This is a genomic window from Streptomyces sp. AK02-01A (assembly GCF_033795305.1).
Taxonomy (GTDB): domain Bacteria; phylum Actinomycetota; class Actinomycetes; order Streptomycetales; family Streptomycetaceae; genus Streptomyces.
The window spans coordinates 21,154-27,979 of record NZ_JARBAE010000066.1 but is presented as its reverse complement, the minus strand read 5'-3'; the positions used below and the strand labels follow the sequence as shown (position 1 = coordinate 27,979).

Here is a 6,826-nt window from a genome sequence, read left to right as displayed (position 1 = left end):
CCACGGCGGTCTGAAGAAGTACAACGAGTACAAGAAGGCCGACAGCGAGCACCTGCTGGAGACCACGGGCCGTGAGCTGCGCAAGCTCATGAGCTGGGTCGACAACGACGACGCGTAACACCGGTGGGCGTGTGGGCCCCGGTCCCGGCCTCCGGCCGACAAGGGCCGGGGCCCACACGCACGGGACGCCGGCGCCGGGCCGCACGTACGGGTGATCTTGCCGCGAGCGCGGGAAAGTCGCCCGGTGACAGCACTACACTGCACAACACATACGCGTCAGGCCCACAGCGTCGTGCGTCTCCACGCGGCTAGCTAGCACCCCTCCACCGCCTGCGGCCGTCGGGACGGCCGTCCGCAATGGGACTTGTGAGGACTCACGTGAGCTCGAAACCTGTCGTACTCATCGCTGAAGAGCTTTCGCCCGCCACTGTCGACGCGCTCGGTCCGGATTTCGAGATCCGGCACTGCAACGGCGCCGACCGCGCGGAGCTGCTGCCGGCCATCGCCGATGTGGACGCGATTCTCGTCCGCTCCGCGACCAAGGTCGACGCCGAGGCCGTGGCCGCCGCGAACAAACTGCGGGTCGTGGCCCGCGCCGGGGTCGGCCTCGACAATGTCGACGTCTCCGCCGCCACCAAGGCCGGCGTGATGGTCGTCAACGCGCCGACCTCGAACATCGTCACCGCCGCCGAGCTGGCCTGCGGTCTGCTGGTCGCCACCGCGCGCAATATCCCGCAGGCCAACACCGCCCTCAAGAACGGCGAGTGGAAGCGCTCCAAGTACACCGGCGTGGAGCTGAGCGAGAAGACGCTGGGCGTGGTCGGTCTCGGCCGGATCGGTGTGCTGGTCGCTCAGCGCATGTCCGCCTTCGGCATGAAGATCGTGGCGTACGACCCGTATGTACAGCCGGCCCGCGCCGCGCAGATGGGCGTCAAGCTCCTCACGCTCGACGAGCTGCTGGAGGTGTCGGACTTCATCACCGTGCACCTGCCCAAGACCCCGGAGACACTCGGCCTGATCGGCGACGAGGCGCTCCACAAGGTCAAGCCGACCGTCCGGATCGTCAACGCCGCGCGCGGCGGGATCGTCGACGAGGAGGCGCTCGCCTCCGCACTCAAGGAGGGCCGCGTCGCCGGCGCCGGTCTGGACGTGTACACGAAGGAGCCCTGCACGGACTCCCCGCTGTTCCAGTTCGACCAGGTCGTCTGCACCCCGCACCTCGGCGCGTCCACCGACGAGGCGCAGGAGAAGGCGGGCATCGCGGTCGCCAGGTCCGTACGTCTCGCGCTCGCCGGTGAGCTGGTGCCGGACGCGGTCAATGTCCAGGGCGGTGTCATCGCCGAGGACGTCCGTCCGGGTCTGCCGCTCGCCGAGAAGCTCGGCCGGATCTTCACCGCGCTCGCGGGCGAGGTGGCGGTCCGTCTCGATGTCGAGGTGTACGGCGAGATCACTCAGCACGATGTGAAGGTGCTCGAACTGTCCGCGCTCAAGGGCGTGTTCGAGGATGTCGTCGCCGAGACGGTGTCGTATGTGAACGCTCCGCTGTTCGCCCAGGAGCGTGGTGTCGAGGTCCGGCTCACCACATCGAGCGAGTCTCCCAACCACCGCAATGTCGTCACGGTGCGCGGCACGCTCTCCGGCGGCGAGGAGGTCGCGGTCTCCGGCACACTGGCCGGTCCCAAGCACCTGCAGAAGATCGTCGCGATCGGCGACTACGACATCGATCTGGCGCTGGCCGATCACATGGTCGTCCTGCGGTACGACGACCGTCCCGGTGTTGTCGGCACGGTCGGCCGGATCCTCGGTGAGGCCGGGCTGAACATCGCGGGGATGCAGGTCTCGCGGGCGGAGGAGGGCGGCGAGGCGCTGGTCGTCCTCACCGTCGACGACAACGTACCTCCGGCGGTGCTCGCCGAGATCTCCGAGGAGATCGGCGCGGCCTCGGCCCGTACGGTGAATCTGACCGACTGAGCACGCCGATTCGTCCGTATCTCTCTGAAGGGCCCGGTATCCGCCGGGTCCTTCGGTGTTTCCGGCGCCGCCGCGAGCGGTACAGGTGAGAGCGCCACGACATCGCCTTTCTGGTACGGCCGTATAAACGTTTGTCTTGTACAGCGGTCTAGAACGCTCGTATGGCAGAGCAGTACGCTCCCGGCATGGGACATCGTGAGGATCTGCTCGAAGGTGCCAAGCGCTGCCTGCTGGAGAAGGGCTATGCCCGGACCACCGCACGGGACATCGTGGCCGCTTCCGGTACGAATCTGGCCTCCATCGGCTACCACTACGGCTCCAAGGAGGCCCTGCTCAACAAGGCTTTTGTGGCCGTGGCGGAGGAGTGGAGCGACTCGGTCGGCCCACGGCGCTCCGCGGCCGAACCGTCCGACGATCCGCTGGAGCGCCTCGCGGCGGTCTGGGAGGAGGTCATCGGCGCCTTCGAGCAGAGCAAGGCGCTCTGGAAGCTCCAGTTCGAGATCGTCTCCCGTCTGGAGCGGGAGCCGGAGCTGCAAAAGGCGCTGGCAGGGCCTCAGTTGGCGGCCCGTCACGGTCTCGCGAAGAGTTTCCGGGCCATCGATCCGGAAAAGGACCCGGAGAAGGCCCGGTTGGTCGGGACCGTCTGCCAGGCGATGCTGACCGGCGTGATGGCGCAGTGGCTGATCGACCCGGAAACGGCTCCCGGCGCCCAGGATCTGACGGACGGTCTGCGAGCGATCATGGCCGGCGACGACTGACGGCCATGAGGCCGCGGACAGCGCGCGGTCGGATCGCCGGATCCACGCGAACGCCGAGCGCCGCGTCAGCGGATCCCGCACCCGCGCTCAGAGCCTGGCCGCCTTCAGGGCCATATGGAGCAGCAGGCGGTCCTCGCCGTCGGCGAGGTCCAGGCCCGTGAGCTGCTCTATGCGGGACAGGCGGTAGTAGAGCGTCTGGCGGTGGATGCCGAGGACCGAGGCCGTGCGGCCCGCCTGGCCCGCGCAGTCGAGGAACACCTCGGCGGTGTGGGCCAGTTCGCTGTGAGCGGGGCCGAGCAGCGGACGGACCGTGAGATCGGGCTCGGTGGAGAGCGCCGTCAGCATGCGGTACGGACCGATCGCGGGCCACTGCGCGACCGGGCCGAAGCGGGGCTGGGCCACCGAGGCGCGGGCCGCCGAGACCGCCTCGTGCCAGGCCGCCGGCACTCCGGCCAGGCCCCGGCGCGGCGTGCCGGCCCCCGCGGCGGCCTTCCGGCCCGCGCTCTCGCGCAGCCGGGCCACGGCGCCGAGCGCCGGTGCGAGCGCGTCCGCCGAGCGGAGTCGTACCAGCAGGGCCAGCGCGTCGCCGTCGTCCGGATCCGGCCGTCCGGTCCGCCCGTCCGGGGCATTGGTCTCCGAGGCGCCGGCCGTCCCGGACGGTCCCGCCGCCGCACGTCCCGTCGCGTAAGGAAGCGTGCACAGCGCCGCCGTACCCGGCACCGCCCGGATCCCCGGCTCCTCGTCCCGCCACGGCGCCACGCACAGCACCACATGCAGACCGTCCGCGCTCGGCCCGAGCGCCGTGCGCAGCGCGGCCACCGCCATGTCGCGCTGCCAGCCGGGCTCCGCCATGAGCACGGACCGCAGCTCCCGCGCCAGATCCGTACCCGCCTTGACCTCCTCGGCGAGCAGGTCACCGATCCGCGAGGTCACCTCCATGGCCGCGTCCAGCCGTGCGGTGCTCGGGCCCGGGTCGGAGTCGTCGAGCAGCCAGACATAGCCGAGCACCATGCCCCGATGGCGTACGGGCAGGCAGATCCGGCCGCGGAAGACTCCCGCGTCCGGAGCCGCCGGGATACGGACGGGCCCGGACGCGCGCGCGATGCCGAAGCCCTCGAACCAGGCCCGGACCGCCGGAGTGGACTTCCGGGTCAGGATCGAACGCGTCCTGACCGGGTCCATCACCGCGTCGTCCTCGCTGTCGTGCGCACCGAAGGCGATCAGCCCGAAGTCCCGGTTCTCCAGCGTCGCCGGGACCCCGAGCAGCACCGAGATCTCGTCGACCAGCTCCTGGTAATCGGCCTTCATTCGGACATTCTCGCACCGCAATCAGACAGATGTCTGAGATCTCCGCCACGGATGCGTGACAGGTGTCGATGGCAGAGGATCGAAGCGATCCCTAGGTTTCACAGTGGTTCTCCGTGCCGTACCGAACTGATCATTTCTGTTCCGTCCGGCCCTGCTCGATCTCTCCATGGAGGTGCCCTGTGCTGGGTCCCGTGATCCTTGCCGCGTCGCGCAGCGACAGAATGCGCCGTGTCGTCTCGGCCGCCCCGGTCACCAAGCCCGTGGTGAACCGTTTCATCGCCGGTGAATCGGTCGAGGAGACGGCTCCTGTCATCCGGTCCACCACCGACCGCGGCCTGGAGGTCACGCTCGACGTCCTCGGCGAGGACATCACCGATCCGGCCGAGGCCATGCTCGCCAGGGACGCTTATCTGCGGCTCATCGAGGCGCTCGCGCCGATGGAGCTCGGTGCCCGCGCGGAGATGTCGGTGAAGCTGTCCTCCTTCGGCCAGGCGCTGCCCGGCGGGCACGACCTCGCGCTGAAGAACGTCACCGCCGTCGTCGAGGCCGCCGCGGAGATCGGCACCACGGTCACTCTCGACATGGAGGACCACACCACCATCGACTCGACGCTCGCCATCCATGCCGAGCTCCGGGAGCGCTTCCCTCAGACCGGCGCGGTCGTCCAGTCGTACCTCTTCCGCACCGAGGAGGACTGCCGCGCGCTCGCCGCCGCCGGCTCGCGGGTGCGGCTGGTCAAGGGCGCCTACAAGGAGCCCGCCTCCGTCGCGTACCAGGACAAGGCCGAGGTCGACAGGGCGTACATCCGCTGTCTGACGATCCTGATGGCCGGCTCCGGCTATCCGATGGTCGGATCCCACGATCCCCGCATCATCGCGATCGCCCAGGACCTCGCGCACCGCGCGGGCCGCAAGCTCGACGAGTACGAGTTCCAGATGCTGTACGGCATCCGCGAGGCCGAGCACCACCGGCTGGCCGCCGAGGGACACCGGATGCGGGTCTACATCGCGTACGGCACCGACTGGTACGGATACTTCATGCGCCGCCTCGCCGAGCGCCCCGCCAACCTCGCGTTCTTCCTGCGTTCGCTGGTCAGCCGCGGCTGAACCCCCAACTGACCTACTGCTTAAGGAGATTCGGCACTCATGGATGCTGTGACCAAGGTCCCCACGCCGGTCAACGAGCCGGTGCACGGCTACGCCCCCGGTTCACCCGAGCGGGCCCGTCTCGAAGCCAGGCTCAAGGAGCTGGCCGAGAACCCGGCCGACCTGCCGATGACCATCGGCGGTGAGAAGCGGATGGGCGGCGGCGAGCGCGTCGACGTCGTACAGCCCCACAACCACAAGGCCGTCCTCGGTACGTTCGCCGGCGCCACGCGGCAGGACGCGCAGGACGCGATCGACGCCGCTCTGGCCGCGGCTCCCGCCTGGCGCGCGATGGCCTTCGACGACCGCGCCGCGATCATCCTGCGCGCGGCCGAGCTGCTGGCGGGCCCCTGGCGCGAGACGCTGGCCGCCGCGACCATGCTCGGTCAGTCGAAGACCGTCCAGCAGGCCGAGATCGACACCCCGTGCGAGCTGGTCGATTTCTGGCGCTTCAATGTCTCCTACGCCCGTGACCTGCTCGCCGAGCAGCCGCCGGCCAATTCGCCGGGCGTGTGGAACCGTCTTGACCACCGTCCGCTCGAAGGCTTCGTCTACGCGATCACGCCGTTCAACTTCACGGCCATCGCCGGCAATCTGCCGACCGCGCCCGCGCTCATGGGCAATGTGGTGATCTGGAAGCCGTCTCCGACGCAGACCCTCGCCGCCGTGCTGCTGATGAAGGTGCTGGAGGAGGCGGGCCTGCCCAAGGGCGTCATCAATCTGCTGACGGGCGACGGCATCGCCGTCTCCGAGGTCGCGCTGAACCACCGCGACCTGGCCGGAATCCACTTCACCGGTTCGACCAAGACCTTCCAGCACCTGTGGAAGACGGTCGGCAACAACATCGAGAAGTACCGCTCCTATCCGCGGATCGTCGGTGAGACGGGCGGCAAGGACTTCGTCTTCGCCCACCCGAGCGCCGACCGCGCGATCCTGAAGACGGCGCTGACCCGGGGCTCCTTCGAGTACCAGGGCCAGAAGTGCTCCGCGTCCTCGCGTGCGTACATCCCCGCGTCGATCTGGAACGACGGCTTCGCCGAGGAGTTCGCCGCCGAGACCGACGGTATCGCCATGGGCGATGTCACCGATCTGACGAACTTCATCGGTGCCGTCATCGACGAGCGTGCCTTCGCCAAGAACAAGGCCGCCATCGACCGTGCCGCCGCCGATCCGACCTGCACCATCGTCGCGGGCGGCACCTACGACGACGCGGTCGGCTACTTCGTCCGGCCGACCGTCATCGTCTGCACCGACCCCGAGAACGAGGTTTTCACGACCGAGTACTTCGGCCCGATCCTCGCGGTGCACGTCTACGACGACGCCGACTACGAGACGGTGCTGGCCCAGATGGAGTCCGTCTCGGCGTACGCGCTGACCGGCTCGGTCATCGCCAATGACCGCGCCGCGGCGGCCGACGCGATGGAGAAGCTGCGCTACGCGGCCGGCAACTTCTACATCAACGACAAGTCGACCGGTGCAGTCGTCGGCCAGCAGCCCTTCGGCGGCGGTCGCGCGTCCGGCACCAACGACAAGGCGGGCGCGCCGCAGAACCTGATGCGCTGGACCCTGACGCGCTCCATCAAGGAGACGCTGGTCCCGCCGACGGACTACCGCTACCCGCACATGGGCTGACGGCTCCGCGCC

Annotated in this window: 5 protein-coding genes and 1 pseudogene; 5 read left to right on the top strand and 1 reads right to left on the bottom strand. The window is 69.2% G+C overall.

Going from position 1 to position 6,826, the window contains the following annotated elements; genetic code table 11:
• The 3 genes and pseudogenes from PV679_RS33865 to PV679_RS33855 all read left to right on the top strand — a co-directional run.
• Nucleotides 1-118: pseudogene (locus PV679_RS33865) on the top strand (ketol-acid reductoisomerase); the annotation flags it as partial.
• A 260-nt stretch (nucleotides 119-378) separates the two neighbouring features.
• Nucleotides 379-1,971: a phosphoglycerate dehydrogenase gene (gene serA, locus PV679_RS33860; RefSeq protein ID WP_319684866.1), complete on the top strand. Its 1,593-nt coding sequence runs from the start codon at nucleotides 379-381 to the stop codon at nucleotides 1,969-1,971.
• Nucleotides 1,972-2,156: 185 nt separating this feature from the next.
• Nucleotides 2,157-2,729 (top strand): TetR/AcrR family transcriptional regulator, encoded by a 573-nt coding sequence (locus PV679_RS33855; RefSeq protein ID WP_319684867.1) that lies wholly within the window; start codon nucleotides 2,157-2,159, stop codon nucleotides 2,727-2,729.
• A gap of 87 nt (nucleotides 2,730-2,816) precedes the next feature.
• Here PV679_RS33855 and PV679_RS33850 read toward each other — a convergent pair whose 3' ends face one another.
• Nucleotides 2,817-4,037 carry a helix-turn-helix domain-containing protein gene (locus PV679_RS33850; protein ID WP_319684864.1) on the bottom strand — a complete coding sequence of 407 codons (1,221 nt, stop codon included), beginning with the start codon at nucleotides 4,035-4,037 and terminating at the stop codon, nucleotides 2,817-2,819.
• Nucleotides 4,038-4,216: 179 nt separating this feature from the next.
• Between PV679_RS33850 and PV679_RS33845 the strand changes: the two genes are divergently transcribed.
• Together PV679_RS33845 and pruA are read left to right on the top strand one after the other, a co-directional pair.
• Nucleotides 4,217-5,143, top strand: a complete 927-nt coding sequence (locus tag PV679_RS33845; RefSeq protein ID WP_319684862.1) for a proline dehydrogenase family protein — start codon at nucleotides 4,217-4,219, stop codon at nucleotides 5,141-5,143.
• Nucleotides 5,144-5,182: 39 nt separating this feature from the next.
• Nucleotides 5,183-6,814, top strand: coding sequence for an L-glutamate gamma-semialdehyde dehydrogenase (pruA, locus tag PV679_RS33840; RefSeq protein ID WP_319684860.1), 1,632 nt, complete (start codon nucleotides 5,183-5,185; stop codon nucleotides 6,812-6,814).
• The last annotated feature ends 12 nt before the right edge of the window (nucleotides 6,815-6,826 follow it).